The sequence below is a fragment of the Pseudomonas sp. AP19 genome (assembly GCF_001728855.1).
Classification (GTDB): Bacteria; Pseudomonadota; Gammaproteobacteria; order Pseudomonadales; family Pseudomonadaceae; genus Aquipseudomonas; species Aquipseudomonas fluorescens.
In genome coordinates, this window is record NZ_LXJP01000005.1 from 44018 (window position 1) to 65712 (window position 21695).

Sequence of the window (21695 nt, forward strand, 5' to 3'; positions counted from 1 at the left end):
CAGCCCTATGACAGCCTCTCATTCCCCTACGGGATTGCGTCGATGCGTTGCGCCTACTTAATAAAACACTGCCTACAGTGCCCATGGTGAATGATGTGGTTGACCTTACCTTGACCAAACCGCGCGTGCGCCGTGGCTATTTCAAAGGCTTCAAAAAGTGGTGGGCAGGCCTTGCAGTCATCATGCTGCTGCTCGCCGGTTTTATGCTGTGGCCTGCATCGCCACGTGACCTGGGTATTGGCGATCGCCTGCTGAACTCACAAGTAATACCTGCATGGCGCAATGGCGAATTGATCGTATTGGTGCGTCATGAAGAGCGCTGCGACCGTTCGGCCAACCCGTGCTTCGCGGCGCCTGAAGGCCTCACCGTTCTGGGCACCCAGCGTGCAGAAGAAGTGGGCAAGGCCTTCAAGGTCCTAGGCATGGAAAACAGCGACGTGATTGCCAGCCCGGCCTTGCGTACGGCACAGACATCGCACTTCATGTTCGGCAAGGCCGAGTTGACCACCAACGAAAAAACCATTTGCGGCAAAGCCATTGGCGAAGAACTCCTCAGCCACAAACAATCGGGACGCAACCTGGTGTTTGTCACTCACAGTGGCTGTATCTCCGACTTCGAAACAGCCTTGGGTTTCCCCCGTGCGCGGTTTTCCGAGTATGGCAGTGCCTTGTTTGTGCGGGTGCTGGCTAACGGCAAGTTCGAAACACTGGGAAAAATCAACAGCGTGGCTTGGGCTAACGCCCTGAAGAAGCTCTAGACACTTTTCGACACACTTCGCAACATTCATGTTCAGCAAGGCGACAGCCCTCTTCTGGCATGTTTAGCTGCGCCCGTTACTTCAGGACGTCATGAATACTTTCAGCCACTTAGTGAACTTTGTGATGCTTTACGTTAATACTTGCACGCCCTCCTATTCAGCCATTAAACGTCAGGGAGCGACGTTTTCATGACCCGATTGAAACCCCTACCGCTTTTGCTATTGGCCTTCGCGGTGTTTTACCTGTTGCCCATGGGCTTGCACGGCTTGTGGATCCCGGATGAAACCCGCTACGCCCAGGTCAGTCAGGAGATGCTCCTGAGTGGCAACTGGATCTCACCGCATTTCATGGGTGTGCGCTATTTCGAAAAACCCGCCGCCGGCTATTGGCTGATCGCCCTGGGCCAGGCGGTGTTCGGCGAAAACCTGTTCGGCGTGCGCATCGCCTCGGCGTTGACCACCGGGCTGAGCGTCGTGCTGGCCTACCTCATCGCCCGCCGCGTGTGGAACGACCCACGCAAAAGCTTCGCCTGCGCCCTGCTCTACATGAGTTTCGGGCTGGTGGCCGGCCAGGCCGGGTATTCCAACCTCGATCCGCAGTTCACTTTCTGGGTCAACCTCAGCCTGGTTGCGCTGTGGTTTGCGCTGGACAGCCGCACCTCGCGTGGCCGCTTGGGCGCCTGGGCAGTGCTGGGCGTGGCGTGCGGCATGGGTTTCCTGACCAAGGGCTTTCTGGCCTGGCTGTTGCCCGTGCTGATCGCGGTGCCGTACATACTCTGGCAGCGTCGCGTGGGCGAGTTGTTGCGGTATGGCCCGTTGGCAATCGTGGTCGCGGCACTGGTCTGCGTACCGTGGGTCCTGGCCATTCACTTGCAGGAACCGGACTACTGGCGCTTCTTCTTCTGGCATGAGCACATCCGCCGCTTCGCAGCCGATAATGCACAGCACGCGCGCGCATGGTGGTTCTTCCTGCCGATCATGGTCGTGGCCTGCTTGCCATGGGCCGGGCTGTTGCCAGCCACCCTGAGCAAAACCTGGAAAGAAAAAGCCCAGCCGCCGATCGTCTTCATCGCTCTGTGGATGCTGCTGCCCCTGGCCTTCTTCAGCCTCAGCCGCGGCAAGCTGCCGACCTACATCATGCCGTGCCTGTTGCCCCTGGCGCTGCTGATGGGCCATGCGCTGACTGACCTGATCAAACAAGGCAAGACCCGCACCATCCTGATCAATGGCCTGGCTAACGCCGTGCTCGGCCTGGTGGCGATGGTGGGGTTGATCTACCTGCAAATGAGCAACCCGGTGTACGGCAACAGTCACGCCGAGATGTTCAGCCTGTCCCTGACCTTCATCGTGCTGTTGGCCTGGATCCTGGCCAACCTGCTGCAAGCGGTTCGCCCGCTGACCTTATGGGCGATGCCGGCGCTGGGCATTGGTTTGCTGGTCGCGTTGTTGCCGGCAGGCATGCCGGCCATGATCACCGATACCGAGATGCCGGATCAGTTCGTGCTTGAGCATCTGGATGAACTGCAACAAACCCATGCTCTGCTAAGCAACGAGCTGGGCTCGGCGTCGGCATTGTCCTGGCGTCTGCGTCGGCCGCAAGTGTCGTTTTATGACACCGAAGGCGAACTGCGCTATGGCCTGACGTATGCCGATTCGGTGCAGCGCAAGGTCGACCTGGACAGCGTCCAGACCTGGCTTGCCGAGGCGCGCCAGCAAGGTTCTGTGGGCGTGCTGATGCGGGTCAAGAGCACCAGCGAACACCGTGAAGAAGGCCAGTTACCAGCGGGGGGCAAGCGGTATCGCAAGGGCGCCCTGTTACTGATCATCTATCCGAAGCTTCCTTAACGTTACGTCTGCCGTGAGAAAAGCCCATGAGCTTCTGGAAAACCGAACGCGGCGCCCTGGTGTTGCTGCTGGGCGTCTCGGCGTTACTCCTGCTGCTGGGCCTGGGCAGTCGCGACTTGTGGGGGCCGGAAACCCGCTGGGCCAACATCGCTTTGCAGATGCTGCAGAGCGGTGATTATTTCGACCCGTACCTCAAGGGCGCGCCCTATTACGACAAACCGCTGCCCTCTTACTGGCTGATCACCGCGTTTGCCAACGTGATGGGCGGGCTCGGTCCGTGGTCACTGCGCCTGTCATCGGTCATCGGGGCCTGGCTGAGTATCTGGCTGGTCTATCTGATTGGCGAACGCTTGTTTCGCAAAGGCACCGGGCTGATTGCCGGCTGGATGCTGGCCACCACCTTCTACTTTCTGTTCTGGGCACGGGTAGCCACCGCCGATGTGCTCACCGTATGTGGTGTGCTGGCCGCTGTCTGGTGGTACTGGCGCGGGCCGGATGACACCCGGCTGGGGCGCTACACGGTATTTTTCCTGCTGCTGGCCGCGACGTCACTGCTCAAAGGTTTGATCGGCTTTGTGCTGCCGGGCCTGGTGCTGTTACCGCACCTGCTCAGCGAACACCGCTACAAGCGTCACCTCAACCTGCGGCTGTTGTTGGCCATGCTGATCGCTGCGGCGTTCTACGCGATTCCTTTTGTGCTGTCCCACTTCTATGGCGCACCGACCTACGGCGAAAGCGGCCTCGAACTGGTGTTCAAGGAAAACGTCGTACGTTTCTTCGACCCGTTTGACCACATGGGGCCGATCTACACCTACTTGATCTACCTGCCTGCCTACACCCTGCCATGGGCGCCGTGCTGGTTGCTCGGCTTGTGGCTGGCTGTGCGCCACTGGCGCCAGACGCCACCCAACGTACGCTGGCTGGTATGGGGGCTGGGCCTGCTGTTTGTGTTCTTCACCGCCAGTGGCAGCCGCCGCAGCTATTACGTGTTGCCACTGGTGCCTTTCGCGCAGTTGCTGGCCGCCTGGTGGTTGAGTGAGCGCCTGGAGAAAAAAACCGCCAGTTGGCCACGCTGGCAAAAAGGCTTTGGGATTACCGCGGGCTTTTTAATGCTGGTGCTGGGTGTGATCTACCCCTGGACCACCGGCAATGGCGGGGTAACCCGCTTCGCCGAGGATGTACAAGCCGAGGCGGTCAAGCACGCACCGTGGAACCAATGGCAGATGGTGCTGGTGGAAGTCGACAACAAGCTGCCGATGTACCTGCAGAACGGCGGCAAACCGTTCTACTACGTCAGTGAAACCCAGGACTTCCCACGCCAGGGCGACAGCGCAGCGTTGATGGCCTGGCTGGAACACACCAGCGGCCAGCACTTCGACCCGCAGCACACGATTATCGTCGCGCAGTATTCCAAGGAAGACCCGACGCCGTTGGCCTACCTGGGTAACGATCACACGGTGATCACGACTCAACCCGACAATGGCGAGCGGATGTTCCAGAAGCGTTCGGGCGGCAGCGTGGCGTTTATTCCCACACCACGCTGACTGACACCTGGCTAGCGCGGCGAAGCCCCACGCCCGGCTCAGCCGCGTCCAGGCCTCAGATCCGGCGACGGCGGTTCAGTTGGGGGATCGCGGTTTGAGGCGCCTCTACGCGTGACACCTGCGCCACCGTGCACGCGGCCAACTGCGCCAGTGTCGGCTGACTGAACAGGGTTCGCGCATCCACCGCCAGCCCAGCCTTGCGCAGGCGCGCCACCAGGTTTACCGCCAGCAAGGAATGCCCGCCCAGTTCGAAGAAGTGGTCATGGCGCCCTACCCGCTCCAACTTCAAGACGTCGGCCCAGATACCCGCCATCAACGTTTCCACTTCGCCTACCGGTGCTTCATACGCACGACTCACCACCGACTCCACGCCTGGCTCCGGCAGTGCCTTGCGGTCGAGTTTGCCGGCGGGGTTGAGGGGTAATGCGTCAAGCTGCACAAAGGCCGCCGGCACCATGTATTCGGGTAATTGCTTCAGCACATGGGCGCGCAAGGCTTCCACGCTCGGCGCTTGGCCGCGCAGGGAGAAATACGCCACCAAACGCTCATCGCGAATCAACACCGCCACCTCTCGTAACGCCGGGTGCGCCGCAAGGCGTGACTCGATTTCACCCAGTTCCAGGCGCACGCCGCGCAACTTCACTTGAAAGTCATTGCGCCCGAGGAATTCCAGGTTGCCGTCCGGCAAGTAACGCACCAGGTCGCCGGTGCGATACAGACGGTCGCCGACCACGAACGGGCTGTCGATAAAACGCTCGGCAGTCATCTGGGCCAACCCCAGGTAGCCGCGAGCCACGCCGACCCCGCCAATATGCAATTGGCCGCTGACGCCCATTGGCACCGGAGCATCGTTGTCATCCAGCACATACAGACGGGTGTTGCTGATCGCCCGCCCGATCGGCAGTTGCCGGGTGGGCACCGGCGCACCGGGCTCCAGGGTCCAGGCGCTGCTGTCCACCGTTGCTTCGGTGGGGCCATAGACGTTGTGCAATCGCACGTTGGGCAAGCGCGCCTGTACGCCACGGGCCAAGGCTTCGGAGAGTTCACCGCCGCCGCACAAAACGTCAGTGAGGCTGGTGCAGAGCGCCGACTGCTCCAGTTCGAGGAACTGCTGCAACATCGCGGGCACAAACTTAATCACGCTGATGTGCTGCTCACGAATCACCTGTGCCAGGTAGGCCGGGTCGCGATGACCATCAGGCCTCGCCAGTACCAGGCGCATGCCGTTGGTCAACGGCCAGAACAGCTCCCACACCGAGCCATCGAAGCTGAACGGCGCCCTTTGCAGCAACGCGCCGCCCTCGGCGTTCGGGCACAGCCGGGAAGCCCACTGCATCAGGTTGCCCAGGCCGCGATGCTCGACCATCACCCCCTTGGGTGTACCTGTGGAGCCGGAGGTGTACATCACATAGGCGAGGTTGGCGACGGTCAAGCCTGGCACCAATGGGTTACCGGTCGGCGCCTGGCTCCAGGCACAGCGGTCGAAGTCGAGCACCGGGATCGACACGTCGCCTGGCAGATCGCGGGTAGCCGCCTGCACCAGCAATGCCACGGGGCGACTGTCTTCAAGCATGTAAAGCAGGCGCTCGCGGGGGTAGCCCGGGTCCAGTGGCACATAGGCCCCGCCCGCCTTGAGGATCGCCAGCAACCCTACCACCAGATCCAGGCCGCGCTCGACACACAGCGCTACCCGCGAATCGGGCTGCACGCCACGCTCGCGCAGGTGGAAGGCCAACTGATTGGCGCGTTCGTTGAGCTCGCGATAAGTCAGTTGCCGCGTGCCGGCCTGCACAGCGATGGCATGTGGAATCTGCCGCGCATGCGCTTCGAACAACGCGTGTACGGTGAGGTTGTCGAGGTAGTCGGTTTCGGTCGCGTTGAAGTCCACCAATAGCCTGCGTAACTCACTGCCAGGTATCACCGGCACCTCGCGCAAGGGCGCTTTCGGCGTGTGTTCAAGCGCGTCCACGAGCCCGTTGAGCACAGTATCGAGATAACCCCAGAGGCGTTCGCCGCCGACCTTGCGCGGCGCCATGACCTTGAGGTCAAAGCCGCTTGCACCATCAATCACCGTGACCATCAGCGGGTAACTGAGGATAGCTTCACTGCTGAGCAACGCGACGCCCGGCACCAGCTTGAAATCCCTGTCGGCGCTGGCGTGTCGGTAGTTGAGCAAGCTGTTGAACAGCGGTGACGCGCTGCTGCAACGCTGGGCAAGCGCCAGGGACGCCTGTTCATGCGCGAGCAAGGCGCTCAGCTGCGTGTGAGTGTCGCTCAGCGCGTCGACCACGCTTTGCCCGGCCAGGCGCAGGCGTAACGGTAAGGTGTTGATGAACATGCCCAGAGCACGGTCGGCGCCCTCGCCCGCCTGCAAACGGCCGAGCAGCACGGTACCGAACACCACGTCGTCACGCCCTGACACCTGTTTGAGTACCTGAGCCCAAGCCAAATGAAACAGGCTCGCGGCGCTCACCCCAAGGGCGCGCGCCTGGCCGCGCAAGCGTTGGCTGAGGGCGTCGTTTATCGGGCATTCGAAGGCTTCGATCTCAGCCCGATCAACCTGGTGTTCCTGCATAGCGAAGGCCAGGGTCGGCTCGTCGACAGTCGCCAATTGCTCGCGAAAGAACGCCTCGTGAGCGGCCTGTCGCGCCGCGCAGCGGCTCTGCGCCACCACGTTGCGATACGGCACCGACGCCGCAAGCTGCGCCTGTTGACCCAGCATGTGCGCGCGGATTTCGTCCGCCAGCACCGTCATCGACGTGGCGTCATTGACCAGGTGGTGGAAGCGCAACCTGGCGAGCCAGCGCTGGTGGTGCGGGTCTTCGGCATAATCCAGCGCCATCAGCGGGGCTTGGCGCAAGTCCAGCGGCGCATGCTCTTCACTGAGCGGCCCAATCGGCAATCGGGCGTCGCGCCACACCACTTGCATCGGCTGTTCAAGGGCGTCCCACACCAGGCTGGTGCGCAGGATATCGTGGCGGTTGATCACCTGCTGCAAGGCCTGGGCAAACGCGTCCAATTGCTCGCGGCGCGCAAAGCTGAACATCGCATGTTGCTGGTAGGGGTCGCGCTCGTCAGTGATGTGGTGGTAAAGCAACCCTTCCTGCAAGGGCGCCAACGGGTAGATTTCCTGCACGTTGGCGGCGCCACCGGGGATGCCGGCGACGATGCACTCAAGGCTGGGCGCGTCGAGATCGGCGAGTGCGAGCATATCGACCGTGATCTGGGTACAACCCGGCGGAATCCGATTGGCAGGCACGTGCACATCGCTGCCACCGGTGACCGCTGCCAGCGCGGCGAGCGTCGGCTGGCCGAACAGCACCTGCACGTCGGCATGCAAGCCTGCCTGACGCATGCGCTGTACCAGTTGCACCGCCAACAGCGAGTGCCCGCCCAGCTCGAAGAAATGGTCATGCCGCCCGATCGGCTGCACCTGCAGCAGCTCGGCCCAGATCTGCGCCAGTCGGGTTTCCACGCCCTCGCGCGGCGCCTCGAACAAGCGCGTGACAAACGCCGCCTGCGTGGGTGCTGGCAGGGCCTTGCGGTCGAGTTTGCCGTTGGTGGTCAGGGGTAGCACCTCCAGCTTCACGTACGCGGCCGGCAGCATGTAATCCGGTAGCGTCGCTTGCAGATGGGCGCGCAGCCCTTCGATGTCGACGCTGTACTGCGCAATGAACCAGGCCAACAGTTGACCTTCACGATACTGCACCACCGCTTCCTTGACGGCAGGATGGCTGGCCAGTGCGGCCTCGATTTCTCCCAACTCAATACGCACGCCGCGAATTTTCACCTGGTCATCATTACGGCCCAGGTATTCGAGAGTGCCATCGGGCATCCAGCGCGCCAGGTCACCGGTGCGGTACATCCGGCCGGGGTTGAACGGGTCGTGCACAAAGCGCTCGGCACTCAGTTCCGAGCGGTTCAGATAACCACGCGCCACGCCCTTACCGCCGACGTACAACTCCCCCGCCACACCGATGGGCACCGGCCGTTGCTGTTCATCCAGTAAATACACCGTGGCATTGGCGACCGGCGCGCCGATATGCAGCGGTCGGCCGACCTCGACACGCCCGGACGTGGCGACCACGGTGGCTTCGGTGGGGCCGTAGTTATTGATCACATCAAAGGTCTGCGCCCGGCTGAACGTGCGCAAGCGGTCGCCGCCGATCAGCAAGGTGCGCAGGGTCGGATGCTCCAGGCGCTGGCTGAAGGCGTACTCGGCCACCGGTGTCGGCAGAAAGCACACGTCCAGCGGCTGCGCACGCCACCAATCGAGCAGCGCGTCAATGTCTTCGCCGCCGTCGTGAGCCGGCGGCAGGTGCAGCGTGGCCCCCACGCACAGTGCTGGCCAGACTTCCCAGGCCATCGCATCAAAGCCGAACCCGGCCACGCTGGCGGTGTGGCTGCCCGCGTGCAGGTTGAACGCCCGGCAGTGCCAGTCCACCAGGTTCGATACGCAGTGGTGCTCGACCATCACACCTTTGGGCAACCCCGTAGAGCCCGAGGTGTAGATCACATAGGCAAGGTTTGACGGTGTGACCACCACACGCGGGCTGTCACTGAGGGCGCCGGTTTGCTGGTCCAGCCGGATCACTGGCACGTCCAGCATGGGCAAGCGCGGCAGCAGGTCATGCTGGGTCAGCACCGCCACCGGTGAGCTGTCGTGCAGCAGGTAGTTCAGGCGTTCGGCGGGATGGGCCGGATCCACCGGCACATAACAGGCGCCGGACTTGAGGATAGCCAACAGCCCGACCAAGGTGTCCAGCCCACGTCGGGCCACAATCACCACGCGATCATCCGGCTGTACGCCGTGTTCCAGCAGTTGATGCGCCAGGGCATTGGCCTGCTGATCGAGTTGGGCATAGGTCAGTTGCTGCCCCTGGTACACCGCCGCGATCGCGTCGGGTGCGCGCAAGGCCTGCGCTTCAATGCGCCGGTGCAGGGTTTGCGGTGTGGCATTGGGCTGCGCAGTGGCATTCCACTGCTGCAACTGGGCCTGTTCTTCGGGCGTCACCAGGCAAAACTCGGCGACCGTCAACGCCGTGTTCTGCAACCCCTGTTCCAGCAGACTCGTGAAGCGCTGCGCCAACGCCTGTACCTCGTCGTGCGTGAAATACGCCTCGTTGTATACGCAATGCAGGCACGCGGTGTCCTGGTAACGGTTGCTGCGCAGGTGGATGGCAATCGGCAATGCTTCATGGTGGTTGGACACCTTGATCGCACGGGCCTGGACCTGGCCGTAACGCAGGTCATGGTCGTCTTGTTCGAAGGACACCGACAGGTCAAACAGCTGGCCGCGATCGGCTCTGCGCAGGCCCAGCTCACGGTTCATTTCGCTCAAGGGGAAACGCTGGTGGCGAAAGTCCTGCTTGAGCTGATCACGCACGCCACGCACGAGTGCGCTGAAAGGCAGTTGCTGAGCAAACTGAAACCGCACCGCGCTGACTTGGGTAAACAACCCGACGGTGGAGCGAAAACGCGCGTTGGAACGGTTAAGAATCGGCAACCCCACCACCCACTCATCGCGCTGGCTGGTGCGGGTGAAATACACGTACAGCGCGGCCAGCAGCACATGGAATGCCGAGGCCTGGTAACGGTTGGCCACTTGCTCCATGCGGTTGAGCAGTGCCACCGGGAACGGTTCTACCAGGGTGTTGCTCGGCGCCTGGGCAGTGTGCCGAGGTGTCAACAATGGCTCCGGCAATACCTGGTATTTGTCCAGCCAGTAAGCCCGGTCGCGCGCATAACGGGCGGATTGGAGGTAGCACTGGTCGGTGTCGATAAAGTCGATATAGGACGGCGCATGCGGCTCCGGTGCGCGCCCCTGATTGAGGTCGGTGTAGAGGCGAGCCAGGGATTGCAGCATTTGGCCGAAGCCCCAGCCGTCGAGGATCAGGTGATGAGCCTGGGTGCCAAGGCGGTAATGATCGTCGTCGAGCTTGACCAGGAAAAAGCGAAACAGCGGTTCACCGGCCATGGCATAGGGCCGCGCCATTTGCGCTTGCATCAAGGCCTGGGCGGCGGCCTTCGGATCGGGCAACGCGCAGAAATCATGCTGCGGCACCTGCACCTTCAACGCGGCGGCGAAGGTTTGCCGGGGCAAGCCGTTCGCGTCGCTGTGCAGTTGAGTGCGCAACGCATCGTGCTTGGCCACCAGCAGCTCGATGGCGCGCTGGATCAGGTCCGGCACGATTGGGCCGGCGAAGTCGACATACCCACCAATGTTGTACAGCGGCGAGTTGCCCACCCGCAGTTGATCGAGCCAGATGTCCTGTTGGGCGGCAGTCAGGGGGAAGCTGGGCGGCAGGCTGGTGGAATGCTTCATAAGATCCTTCTCATGGGGTCAGGCACTGGCCGCGCAGGGGCCCATTACGCCGAAATTGCCGGATTTGAGCATGGGGGTCAGGACCTGTCTGTCACCCTAAACCCGGACATCCGAGGCGACAGCAGCGGGCTTGGCTGATGGTTCACTGCTGGAACGATTAAAGCCTTGTAGGAAATTGGCTATATGTGACCGCTGCGGTTTTCTCCAGCGTATTTAGCTGAATTAATTTCTCTTTAAATATCACTGAGTTAAACAATCCTAAAATTCGTTCATGGCTTTTCGTGGGCGGAATCCCCCGTCAGAAGCGTCGAATTAATGACGTGGATTTTATGGCAGGTTGTGTCCCTCGTTTCCGCTACATACGTAGGATAAATCGCTATGGCTAAATGAAATCTCGAACGCCGAGTTACGTTCAAGAAGTACGGATCGCCCCACACAGACCCAGGGCGTCCGTTGACGGTTTTCGACATCAAGGATGAGATGGCTATGAGTCTGACCCGCAGTATCGGTGACACGCAGAGCCCGCATTTCTATGCAGAAATGGGCGAGTTGATTTCAAACAGCGGCCAGGAAACCTTCGCCGCCAACATGCTGCAGCTGGTGGATAAATGGGTACCGATGCACTTGGTCGACCTGAGTGAATGGACCCTGGACGAACTGCGCGACAGCGTACTGGATATCAAGCTGCTCGGCAGCGCCGGGCTGCAAAAGGACGTGTCTGCGCCGCAGACCGTGCATGCACTGAATGATCATCCGCTGTTGCGGGAAATGCTGCGCATGCAAGACCCGCTGCTGATCCAGATGAAAGCCAATGCCAACAGCGCGCACCCGCGTGGCAGTTCGCACCAGTGCAATCTGGTATCGCGTCAGGGCAACCGGCGCTGTGTGATTTCGTTCTATCGCTCGCCCACCCAGCCGGCCTTTTCCCTGGCGCAGTTGTCGTTTCTCAAATGCTTGTCGGACACCTTGCTGCCCTTGATGGAGCGGCATGCACACCTGCTGCGTCTGGTGCCGCACGCCGAGTCCGAGCCGGCCCAGAATCTGCTCGAGCAATCGCAGTTGCAGCGCGAGTTCTACACGCGTTTGTCCCTCAGCGATATCACCCTGTCGGCGCGCGAGCAGGAAGTTTGCCTGGGCCTGTTGACCGGCGGCACCGTGCCGCAGATAGCCGAAAAACTCAGCGTAAAAAACAGCTCGATCGAAACCTACCTCAAGCGCGCCGCCGCCAAGTTGGGCGTGAGTGGGCGGCATGGTTTGGCTAAATGGATGGTTGGCGCCTGATGAACAAATGGACACTCACCAGCGTCGGTATGGCCTGGATGCTCGGCGGTTGTTCGCTGATCCCCGAGTACCAACGGCCTGCGGCGCCGACCCCTGCGCAGTACCCCCAAGGCGGCGTCTACCGCCTGGCGCAGGTCAACGCCGTAGCGGTAAAGCCGGATTGGCAGCAACTGTTTCACGACCCGGCCCTGCAACAGTTGATTGGCAGCGCGCTGGTCAACAACCGTGACCTCAGGGTGGCCGCACTGAATGTGGAAGCGTTCCAGGCCCAGTACCGCATCCAGCGTGCGGACCTGTTCCCGGCGGTGTCCGCGACAGGTGCCGGCAAGCGCCAGAAGTTGCCGGCCGGTGTAACCGGCACCGGCAAGTCGGCGATCACCTCCAACTATTCGGCCACGTTAGGGCTCAGCGCCTATGAGCTGGATTTGTTTGGCCGCGTGCGCAGCCTCAGCGAGCAGGCGATGCTCACCTACCTGGGCAGCGAAGAAGCCCGGCGCAGCACTCAGCTAAGCCTGGTCGCCAATGTCGCCAACGCCTACCTGACCTGGCGCGCCGACCAGGAGCTGCTGGCCCTGGCGCAGCAAACCTTGACGGCCAACGATCACAGTTGGCAACTGACCAGCCGCAGCAAAAGTGCGGGCAAGGCGTCGGCGCTGGACGTGGTACAGGCCCGCACGGCCGTCGAAAGTACCCGTGCCAGCGTGGCCCGTTATGAACGCCAGGTCGCCCAGGACCTCAACAACCTTGCGTTGCTGGTTGGCGGCCCGGTGGATGAGCACCTGCCGTCGCGGCCACTGGCCGATGACCTGGTGGCACGCGTGCCCGCAGGCTTGCCGTCCGACCTGTTGCAACGGCGCCCGGATATCCTCCAGGCCGAGTACCAGTTGCAAGCGGCCAACGCCAATATCGGCGCGGCCCGCGCAGCGTTTTTCCCGTCGGTCACCCTCACGGCCAACGCCGGCAGCACCAGCACCGAACTGTCAGGATTGTTCAAGGGCGGCACCGGCACCTGGACCTTCCAACCGCAAATCAACCTGCCGATCTTCAACGCCGGCAGCCTGCGTGCCAGCCTTGATTACGCCAAATTGCAGAAAGACATTACGGTGGCCCAGTACGAAAAATCCATCCAGACCGCGTTCCAGGAAGTCGCCGACGGCCTCGCCGCGCGCCAGACGTTCAATGACCAACTGCAGGCGCAACGGGATTTCGTCGCGGCCAACCAGGCCTATTACGACCTGGCCCAACACCGCTACCGCAGCGGCGTCGACAGCAACCTGACGTTCCTTGATGCGCAGCGTTCGCTGTTCAGTTCACAGCAGGCACTGATCGTCGACCGCTTGGCCCAATTGGTCGCCGAGGTGAACCTGTATACGGCGCTGGGCGGCGCGTGGAACGTCAACTCAACCCCGACTGCCGCAGCCGGTACGCCCCCGGCGTCATCTGTGGGTAACGACGGAAAAACCGGTTGAAATCCGCCGCGGCTTAGCACCCCGGTGGGTAGCCGATGTCACTCGCCAAACAATTCCACGATCAGATTGAACACGGTGCTCTTCACCGCACTGTCCAGTTCGGTCCAGGCCAACCCGGTACTGGCCTGGAAGCCGCCCAGCTGCAAATGCCGCGACACGCAATTGGCAGGCAACGCCCGCGCCGCCTGCTGCGGCAACACCCCGATGCCCAACCCGGCAGACACCAGTGCGAGCATGGTGGTGAACTCGCCCAGTTCGCTGGCGATCGCCAGCGGGATGCCCAGGGCCTGGATAAACTCGTCATAGAACCCCGGCGCGTAACGCCGTGCCAGGATAAACACCGGCAGTTTGAGCAGGTCGCCAGGCCGGATGAAATTCTGGGCCGCCAGTGGGTGATCGATGGGCAACGCCACGCAAAAATGCTCGCGCAGCACCGCGCGGGTGTGCACGCCGGGGTGGGCGGCCGGCAGGCGCATCAGGCCGAAGTCCAGCTGGCCATGCTTCAAGGCGGCCGCTTGATCAGGGCCGGGCATGTCCTTGAGCTCCAGTTCGATACGCGGGTAGCGTTGGTGCACCGCACGGATCAACTCGGGCAATAACTGTGGCAACACCGAAGACACAAACCCCAAGCGCACCCGCCCGATTTCGCCGCGGTTGGACGCGCGTGCCGTATCGGCCGCCCGCGCCGCCTGGTGCAAGGTGGCCTGGGCTTCCGGCAGAAACACCCGCCCCGCGTCGGTCAGCGTCACCGAGTGGCGGTTGCGGTCCAGCAGGCGCACGCCGAGGCCACTTTCCAGCAGTTTTATTTGCATACTCAGCGCCGGTTGCACGATCGACAACTGAGCCGCCGCCCGCCCGAAATGCAGCTCCTGGGCCAGTACCACAAACGCGCGCAAGTGCTTGAGCTCCATCCGCCCTCCTGGTTATCACCGATATTGATCAGGCGATCATAAATGAACATTGGACCTGCACCCTACACTGGGATGAAGTAAGCGCCAGTGGATCAAACGCTTATCACCATAAGCGCGCCAGGAGAGACAACCCCATGCAAAACGTGTTGGAAACGTTCCGCCTCGACGGTCGGCTTGCCCTGATCACCGGCTCCAGCGCCGGTATCGGCTTGGCCATCGCTCGTGGCCTGGCCCAGGCCGGTGCGCGAGTGGTGCTTAACGGGCGCAACCGCAGCACCTTAGCGGAGGCGGCCGCCATATTGACGCTGGAAGGCCTGGAGGTGCACACCCAGGCGTTTGATGTCACCGACAGCGCGGCCATCCACGCCGCCGTCGCCGATATTGAAGAGCGCCTTGGCCCGCTGGACATCCTCGTCAACAACGCCGGCATGCAACGCCGTGGGCCGCTGGAAGACTACAGCGAGCAACACTGGCGCGAGCTGATCAGCACCAACCTCGACAGCGCTTTCCTGGTGGGCCAGGCCGTGGCGCGGGCGATGATCGCGCGCAAACGTGGGCGCATCATTAATATCTGCTCGGTGCAAAGTGAACTGGGCCGTCCGGGCATCGCACCGTATGCGGCGAGCAAAGGTGCACTGAAAATGCTCACCAAGGGCATGGCCATCGATTGGGGCCCCCATGGGTTGACGGTCAACGGCATTGGCCCCGGCTATTTCAAGACCGAGCTGAATGCACAGCTGGTCGCCAACCCCGAATTCAGCGACTGGCTGGTGCAGCGCACGCCGAGCCGCCGCTGGGGTGAGGTGGCCGAACTGGCCGGCGCCGCCGTCTTCCTCGCCAGTGACGCAGCCAGCTTCGTCAATGGCCATATCCTGTATGTCGACGGTGGCATCACCGCCTCGCTGTAAACCGGAGAACCTTATGCACGCTATCGTCTGTCACGCCTCGAAAGACCTGCGGGTCGATCCCCAGGATGAACCGCAAACCCTCGCGCCCGATCAACTGCGCGTACGCATAGCCCGTGGCGGTATCTGCGGTTCGGATGTGCATTATTACCAGCATGGCGGCTTCGGCAGCGTGCGCCTGCGCGAGCCGATGGTGCTCGGCCACGAAGTGTCGGCGGTGATCGACGCCGTGGGCAGTGACGCCGGTTCGTTCAAGGTCGGTCAACGCATTGCCGTTTCACCATCGCGCCCTTGCGGCGGTTGCCGGTATTGCCATCAAGGCCTGCCCAACCATTGCCTGAACATGCGCTTCTACGGCAGCGCCATGCCGTTCCCGCATATCCAGGGCGCGTTTCGCCAAAGCCTGGTGATCGAGACGCATCAGGCCCATCGCCTGGCCGACCACGTCAGCCTCGCCGAAGGTGCGTTGGCCGAGCCGTTGTCGGTGGGTTTGCATGCGATCCAACGCGCCGGCACGGTGTTCGGCAAACGCATACTGGTGACCGGCTGCGGCCCGATCGGCAACCTGCTGATCGGCAGCCTGCGCGCCGCCGGTGCCGCTGAGATCGTCGCCGTAGACCTGTCCGCCAGCGCCCTCGCCTGCGCCGAAAAAATGGGCGCCACGCGCCTGCACAACCTGGCTGACGGCAACGATGCGCTCAAGCGCTACAGCGCTGAAAAGGGCTATTTCGATGTCATGTTCGAAGTCTCCGGCAGTGCCCAGGCCCTGCGCAACGGCCTGGAGTGCATCGCCCCGCGCGGTGTGCTGGTGACGGTCGGGCTGGGGGGTGATGTGTCGCTGCCACTGAATGTGCTGGTCAGTCGCGAGATTGAATTACGCGGCACCTTCCGCTTCCACAGCGAATTCGCCCAGGCGGTGGACTTGCTCAATCGCCACATCGTGGATGTGCGCCCGGTGATCTCCCACACCGTGCCGTTTGGCGACGCGGTGCAGGCGTTTGAATTGGCCGCGGACAAAACTCAGGCAATGAAAGTGGTGCTGGACTTTGGTGTGCCCGACGCGGGCTGACGGTCAGCGCTCTTCCAATCGGTCGCGCAAAAACCGGTGGCTCCTGGAGAACAGCCGCCGGTAGGTGAGCAGTACCGCACCGACCGTGCCCAGCGCCGACGACGCGGCGATCAAAAACATGATGACGATCTGGTAGCGCACCGCGTCCACCGGGCTCTCCCCGGCCAGCACCTGGCCCGTCATCATGCCCGGCAGGCTGACGATGCCCACCACGGTCATCTGGTTCAGCGTCGGGATCATCCCGGCGCGCACCGCCTGGCGGATGGCTTCCTGCGCCGCTTCCCAACGCGAACCGCCCAGGGCCAGGATCATCTCGATGGTGTTGCGCCCCGAGGTCAGTTCCTGAGTCATGCGCTCGATCCCCAGGGACACACCGGTCAGTGTATTGCCGAGGATCATTCCCAAAATCGGGATCGCATACTGCGGCTCGTACCACGGGTGGATGCGGATCACCGCAAACAAACCCACCGCCGTCACCAACCAGGAACTGCCCCACACCGACAGGATGCTGTCGACCCGCTGCCCGCGATAGGTCCTGCGCCCACGCCCCGCCGCCGACAACCCGGCAATCAAGGTCATCGCACACATCAACGGCAGCACCACATACCAGTACGCGAACTCGAATACCCACCCCAGCAGGTAACCGATGGCCAACAATTGCACCACCGTACGCACCGCCGCCCAGAGCAATTGGCGACCGAGGCCCAGGCGCAGCAGCAATGACAGCGCGCCGTTGATCAGGATCAGCGAGGCGGCGATGCCCATGTCCAGTGCGGTGAGGTTTTGATAGTTCATGGCTGGGCCGCTCCACTCAGCGCACCGGCAGTCATGTGCAGGTGGAGGGCGCTCATGCGTTGGGCCTGGTCAAGGTCATGGGACACCCAGACATAGGCGCGAGCACTATCGGCGGCATACCAGGCGGTGATCAGCGCTTCGACATCACGCGAGGATGTCGGGTCGAGGGCCGCGGTCGGTTCGTCCAGCAACAGCACTTCGGGGTTCAGTTGCAGGGTTCGAATCAGTGAGACGACCTGGGACTCACCGCCTGACAGGTCAGCGGCGTTTTTGCCCAGGAAGTCCGGCGTTTTACCGGCGTGCCCCAGCAGCGTGGTGACCGCGGGCAGATCAAAACTGCGCGTGCGCAGCGTCTTGAGGCTGAAGGGGAAACGCAGGTTGTCTTCGACCGTGCCCTCGATCAGCGCGGGGCGTTGTGAGAGGTAGCTGATGTGGCTGCGATAGTGGGGAATCTGCGCGTCGGTGATGGGCTGGCCGTTCCAGAGGATCTGCCCGCTGGTGGGCGCATCCAGCAATGCCAGCGCCCGCAGGAACACGCTTTTACCGGAGCCCGAGGAGCCGGTGATGGACACGCGGTCGGCGCGGTTCAAGCAGAAGTCCGTGGGTTGCAGCAACGCCACCTGGCGGCGCTCGTCCTTGCGAGTAAGACCGCGGGTTTCTATCAGTGCGCTCATGAACGCGGGGTTCCTCTTAAACCGTGTTGGGTGCCATGGTGAGGCACGCGCAGGAAGTTTTCATGAAAAAATTCAAACTATCGCCACCCCTGTCGTTCACAGGTTCACGTGCAACGTAAAACAGGAGGCGACATGCAATACCGTCAACTGGGCCATTCGGGCCTGCTGGTATCCGAAATCATCCTCGGCACCGTGCCATTTGGGGGGCGCGCCGAATTTGCAAAATGCGGCGCGGTGGATGTGCCCCAGGCCAAGCGCATGTTCGACATCGCGTTTGACGCCGGGGTGAATATGGTCGACACCGCCGACCTGTATTCCCACGGGCTGGCTGAGGAAGTCGTCGGTAAAGCCTTGGGTGACAAACGTCACGACATCCTGCTGGCCACCAAGGGCCGCAGTCCCGTGGACAAAAACCCGAACAACTCCGGCTCATCGCGTTACCACCTGATCCGCGCCTGCGAAGCCAGCTTGAAGCGGCTGGGCACCGATCATATCGACCTCTACCAGCTGCATAACTGGGACGGCGTGACGCCCATCGAGGAAACCCTCGAAGCCCTGCGCCTGTTAGTGGGCTCCGGGAAAATTCGCTACTTCGGCACCAGCAACTTCACCGCCTGGCAGATGATGAAAACCCTGGGTGCAGCCGAGCTGCACGGCATGCTCAAACCCATCACTCAGCAGATTTACTACACCCCCGAATCTCGCGAAGCCGAGTACGAATTGCTGCCGATGGCGCTGGACCAGTCCATCGGCACCCTGGTGTGGGGCCCGATGGGCGAAGGCCTGCTGACCGGCTCGACCCGGCGCGGGCACAAGCCGCCGGCCAACACCCGCCAGGGCAGCGGCTGGCCGGAACCCTATGTGCATGACCCGGAGCGTGCGCTGGATATCATCGAGACCCTTGCCGCCGTGGGTGATGAGCATGGCGTGTCAGTGGCGCGTACCTGCCTGGCCTGGCTCAAGGATCGCCCGGGGATCACTTCGCTGATCGTCGGCGCCCGCACCGAAGCGCACCTGCGCGACAACCTTGCGGCCACTGAGCTGAAACTCACCGAGGCGCAATCTTCGCGTATCGAGGCCGTAACGCGCCGACAGCCGCTGTACCCGTACTGGCATCGGTTTACCGCCGGGATTGATCGCTTTGATCCGGCGGAGCAGCCCTTCCTGGCGGAACATCAAAAGACCATGGATGCCAGAAAAGATAAGTAAACGGTCACGCAAATCCCAATGTGGGAGCGGGCTTGCCCGCGACAGCGGTGGATCAGTTAGTGAATCTGGTGACTGAGACTGCGCAATCGCGGGCAAGCCCGCTCCCACAGTTTTGAATTGCACTGAACAGCAATCCTGCCTATATTTCCCGCCTGGCGCTCTCTACGCCACCTTCCGCGGAAAGGGCTGCGCCCAAGACACTCAAGCACCACCTCATTGCTACGACTCCCAACCTTAAAGCGGAAAAGGTTTGTACAAGGAGATCGTATGTCGCCACGCCCCGTATCCTCGCCCCATGACGGCCGTATTAACCTTGCGCAGCAGCGCAAGCGCGCCAAGGAGCTATTGGCACAGCTGAAAAGCCAGGACCCCGGCGCCACCCTGTCGCAGGCCCAATGGCAGGTTGCCAGACAGCTCGGTTTCAGCAGCTGGCCCAAACTCAAGACCCATGTCGACGCCCTCGATTTCGCCGCCCGCCACCCCATGTTCGAGGCCTGCGATGAAGCCCGCACCACCCACTGGCGCTGTGGCAGTGACATAGCCCACAGCCTGCAACTGGCGGGGTTCAAAGGACAGTTCCGGATGCTCACCGACCCGTTGTGCATGGGGCCGGTTCGCGACCTGCCCAGCGAAGATTTCCGCGCCTTGCGCAGTGCCTTTATCAGCCAGACGTTTGCGCTGGACTGCATGGATGCAGCGCGCCGCGTTGACGATGAATATAACCAACTGGACACCTTGGCCAGCGCCGACCACAGCGTGCTGTGGTGCGAGGCGGATGCCTACGACCAGCTGTTTCTGATCCGCGCACTGGCCGGTCTTGAGCAGGCACCGCCCAGGCTGGAGTTGATTGAAGTTGACCGTATTCCCGGCGTCGAGCGCTTTATCGGCATTGGCCAGTTGGCACCCGATGTGCTGGCGTGGCTATGGCCGCAGCGACGCGTGATCAATGACGCGGCAGTGCAGTTGGCCCAACAGGCCTGGTCGGCGTACTGCGACAGCTCACCGGTCAAGCTCGCGGAACTGGCTCATAGTCCGCACGCATCGCTGCCGTTCCTCGCGCCAGCGCTACTGCGCCAGTTGCAGGAACTGCCAGGTTTTGTGGACGGCCTGTCGCTCACCGAGCGCCTGTCGTTAAGGTACATCGCCGAAGTTGGACCGGTGCCCTTCGGCAGAGTGTTTGCCGAACTGATGGCCAAGCGCGAGCCGCTGCCATTCCTGGGCGACATGATGTTTCATGCACTGCTGCGGCCGTTAATCGACGGGCCGAATCCCTTGCTGATCGAAACCGGAACCGAGCGCGAATGGCCACGCCGCGAGCTGCTATTGACGCCGCTGGGGGCGCAGGTGCTGGACGGGGATGCGTATTGGCTCGACCACGCCGGCCATGCGCGCTGGGTCGGAGGCGTGTGCCTCACACCCGGCCAAGCGCATTGGACGCTGGGCAGCAATTGCCTGCCCATCTGGCGTGACTGACACCCGCTTACCGCTTGGGCGATAACCCGACGGCGCACGCCACCACCGCCGGGTCGCCCAAAGGGATCGCGCGCGGGCCCACCGAGGGTGGCTGGGTACGGCTGTCGACGGCGCGCAGTACCGGACGCTCAACGGCCGGCAGGCTATGGTCGGGGTCGACAATTTCCATGCAACGGCGCAGTGAGTTGAAGTCCGGCGACTGCGACAGCGAGAGGTGCAGCGTCTGGCTCACCGATACCGACACCACCGAACTCTGCGCGCATTGCCCGTCATAGATCAGCGTGTGGCGAATCAGCGGGTTGTCATGGCAATACTTCAACAGGTTGACGTGCCTGGATCGCACCAGCGCTGTGTTGATGATCAACAAGTCGAACGCCACACAACCTGAGCGCGTCAACGCCTGCAACTCCTCGAACGAACTCAAGGGGGCGATACGGTGATAGCCCAGCTGGTTGAGCATTTTCTCGATCTTGATCCGTTGCAACAAGTCTGCATCAGCAATCAGAAGGCGTAACGCTTTATTGGACATAGGGTAAACCTGACAGTTGGGCATCAGCGTCGATCATTCAACGCTGAACACGGTAACCGTCAGCGGGAAACCTGACTTTAAGGCGATTCTGAAACGGTCACCGGGCGCACCGGTCCACTTTTAAGAATCGCCTGAAAGCCCTCGCATCACCTCGCCCCTACCATGGCCTGCGTCCTCTCACGCTGCCATGGAATTCGTCTGTGCTCATGTTTTTACTCAGAATGGTGCTGATCGCCTGCGGGCTGCTGGTTCTCGCGCCGCCGCCCGCCAGCGCGGCACTGAAAATCGAAGGCACGCGCTTGATCTATTTCGGCCAGGACAAGGCCGCCAGCATCAACGTGATCAACCAGGCATCGCGCGAGGTGGTGGTGCAAACCTGGATCACCGGCGATGACGACTCAAGCGGCGGCGCGGTGCCGTTTGCCGCCACCGAGCCGCTGGTGCAACTGGGCGCGGGGGAGCATCACCCACTGCGCATCCTGTATGCCGGCGAAGGCTTGCCCACCGATCGCGAATCGCTGTTCTGGCTCAACATCATGGAGATTCCGCTCAAGCCGGAAGACCCTGACAGCGTGCAGTTTGCGATACGCCAACGGCTCAAGCTGTTCTATCGGCCGCCAGCGCTCAAGGGCGGCTCGGCCGAGGCGGTGCAGCAGTTGGTCTGGAGCAGCACTAACGGGCACACCCTCACGGTCCGCAACCCCAGCGCGTTTCACCTGTCGCTGGTGAACGTACAGACCGACAGCGTGACGCTCAGCGATTACCTGCTGCTCAAACCTCATGAGAGCAAAACCCTGACGGCACCGAGCGCCTTGCCCAAGGGCACCACCCTCCATTTCACCGAAATCACCGATATCGGCTTGCAGGCCCGCCATAGCGCGGCGCTCAAGTGATAGATCGCGGGGTAT

The 21695-nt window shown here is 62.2% G+C and carries 15 protein-coding genes; 10 read left to right on the forward strand and 5 right to left on the reverse strand.

The window, feature by feature from the left end:
• The first annotated feature begins 83 nt into the window (after window positions 1–83).
• The 3 genes from A7D21_RS06315 to A7D21_RS06325 all read left to right on the forward strand — a co-directional run bounded on the left by A7D21_RS06315 (window position 84) and on the right by A7D21_RS06325 (window position 4147).
• Entirely contained in the window at window positions 84–758 is a 675-nt protein-coding gene (locus A7D21_RS06315) for a histidine phosphatase family protein (protein ID WP_069551279.1), read from the forward strand.
• A 189-nt stretch (window positions 759–947) separates the two neighbouring features.
• Entirely contained in the window at window positions 948–2603 is a 1656-nt protein-coding gene (arnT, locus tag A7D21_RS06320) for a lipid IV(A) 4-amino-4-deoxy-L-arabinosyltransferase (protein ID WP_053257016.1), read from the forward strand.
• Window positions 2604–2629: 26 nt separating this feature from the next.
• Window positions 2630–4147: a glycosyltransferase family 39 protein gene (locus A7D21_RS06325; RefSeq protein ID WP_053257017.1), complete on the forward strand. Its 1518-nt coding sequence runs from the start codon at window positions 2630–2632 to the stop codon at window positions 4145–4147.
• Window positions 4148–4202: 55 nt separating this feature from the next.
• Here the strand turns inward: A7D21_RS06325 and A7D21_RS06330 are convergent, their stop codons facing one another.
• On the reverse strand, window positions 4203–10472 hold the full coding sequence (locus tag A7D21_RS06330; protein ID WP_069551280.1) for a non-ribosomal peptide synthetase: 6270 nt from the start codon (window positions 10470–10472) through the stop codon (window positions 4203–4205).
• Between the two features lie 486 nt (window positions 10473–10958).
• Here A7D21_RS06330 and A7D21_RS06335 point away from each other — a divergent pair, with 486 nt between their 5' ends.
• Both A7D21_RS06335 and A7D21_RS06340 read left to right on the forward strand, forming a co-directional pair.
• Entirely contained in the window at window positions 10959–11753 is a 795-nt protein-coding gene (locus tag A7D21_RS06335) for a helix-turn-helix transcriptional regulator (RefSeq protein ID WP_053257019.1), read from the forward strand.
• Window positions 11753–13222, forward strand: coding sequence for an efflux transporter outer membrane subunit (locus tag A7D21_RS06340; protein WP_069551315.1), 1470 nt, complete (start codon window positions 11753–11755; stop codon window positions 13220–13222). The genes A7D21_RS06335 and A7D21_RS06340 overlap by 1 nt, the downstream gene beginning before the upstream one ends.
• A 38-nt stretch (window positions 13223–13260) precedes the next feature.
• Here A7D21_RS06340 and A7D21_RS06345 read toward each other — a convergent pair whose 3' ends face one another.
• Window positions 13261–14133 (reverse strand): LysR family transcriptional regulator, encoded by an 873-nt coding sequence (locus tag A7D21_RS06345; RefSeq protein WP_069551281.1) that lies wholly within the window; start codon window positions 14131–14133, stop codon window positions 13261–13263.
• Between the two features lie 134 nt (window positions 14134–14267).
• Here A7D21_RS06345 and A7D21_RS06350 point away from each other — a divergent pair, with 134 nt between their 5' ends.
• Both A7D21_RS06350 and A7D21_RS06355 read left to right on the forward strand, forming a co-directional pair.
• On the forward strand, window positions 14268–15041 hold the full coding sequence (locus A7D21_RS06350; RefSeq protein WP_069551282.1) for a glucose 1-dehydrogenase: 774 nt from the start codon (window positions 14268–14270) through the stop codon (window positions 15039–15041).
• 13 nt (window positions 15042–15054) lie between these two features.
• On the forward strand, window positions 15055–16107 hold the full coding sequence (locus A7D21_RS06355; RefSeq protein ID WP_069551283.1) for an L-idonate 5-dehydrogenase: 1053 nt from the start codon (window positions 15055–15057) through the stop codon (window positions 16105–16107).
• A gap of 3 nt (window positions 16108–16110) precedes the next feature.
• Here the strand turns inward: A7D21_RS06355 and fetB are convergent, their stop codons facing one another.
• The gene (fetB, locus tag A7D21_RS06360; RefSeq protein WP_053257023.1) at window positions 16111–16902 is read right to left on the reverse strand and encodes an iron export ABC transporter permease subunit FetB; all 792 of its coding nucleotides are present in this window, start codon (window positions 16900–16902) and stop codon (window positions 16111–16113) included.
• Window positions 16899–17576: an ATP-binding cassette domain-containing protein gene (locus A7D21_RS06365; RefSeq protein ID WP_069551284.1), complete on the reverse strand. Its 678-nt coding sequence runs from the start codon at window positions 17574–17576 to the stop codon at window positions 16899–16901. The genes fetB and A7D21_RS06365 overlap by 4 nt, the downstream gene beginning before the upstream one ends.
• Window positions 17577–17708: 132 nt before the next feature.
• Between A7D21_RS06365 and A7D21_RS06370 the strand changes: the two genes are divergently transcribed.
• Both A7D21_RS06370 and A7D21_RS06375 read left to right on the forward strand, forming a co-directional pair.
• A complete protein-coding gene (locus A7D21_RS06370; protein WP_069551285.1) occupies window positions 17709–18785 on the forward strand; it encodes an aldo/keto reductase in 1077 nt (358 codons plus the stop codon).
• Window positions 18786–19052: 267 nt separating this feature from the next.
• Window positions 19053–20258: a DUF1835 domain-containing protein gene (locus A7D21_RS06375; RefSeq protein WP_069551286.1), complete on the forward strand. Its 1206-nt coding sequence runs from the start codon at window positions 19053–19055 to the stop codon at window positions 20256–20258.
• 7 nt (window positions 20259–20265) lie between these two features.
• On the opposite strand, the gene A7D21_RS06380 is transcribed toward A7D21_RS06375, so the two are convergent.
• Window positions 20266–20787 (reverse strand): chemotaxis protein CheY, encoded by a 522-nt coding sequence (locus A7D21_RS06380; RefSeq protein WP_069551287.1) that lies wholly within the window; start codon window positions 20785–20787, stop codon window positions 20266–20268.
• 206 nt (window positions 20788–20993) lie between these two features.
• On the opposite strand from A7D21_RS06380, the gene A7D21_RS06385 reads away from it, so the two are divergent.
• Window positions 20994–21680: a molecular chaperone gene (locus tag A7D21_RS06385; protein WP_256556000.1), complete on the forward strand. Its 687-nt coding sequence runs from the start codon at window positions 20994–20996 to the stop codon at window positions 21678–21680.
• Window positions 21681–21695 lie beyond the last annotated feature (15 nt).